Source organism: uncultured Algibacter sp., assembly GCF_947490405.1.
Taxonomy (GTDB): Bacteria; Bacteroidota; Bacteroidia; order Flavobacteriales; family Flavobacteriaceae; genus Algibacter_B.
In genome coordinates, this window is the sequence record NZ_CANLGU010000023.1 from 1 (window position 1) to 293 (window position 293).

Genomic DNA, 293 nt, shown 5'->3' on the forward strand with positions numbered 1-293 from the left:
ACTTGTGTTGCAGCATTTCCTGCAGCGTCGCTTACATCATAAGTTATTAGATATGTACCACCTATGTTGGTGTCTACAACACCGCCTATAACAATACCTGCCGTAATATCCCCATCTAAATCATCTGTGGCTGTTGCTCCTTGTTCTGTGTAAGTACCGCCAACATTTAAATCAATAGAAGCATTTCCATTTAAAGTAATTACTGGTGCTGTGGTATCTGGTATAACATTGACTGTTCTTACCACTTGTGTTGCAGCATTTCCTGCAGCGTCGCTTACATCATAAGTTATTAG

1 protein-coding gene is annotated in these 293 nt (G+C 40.3%); it reads right to left on the bottom strand.

Annotated elements, in window-relative coordinates:
- Positions 1–293: immunoglobulin-like domain-containing protein (locus Q0772_RS16245; RefSeq protein WP_298347020.1), on the bottom strand; the 293-nt coding region annotated here is incomplete at both ends.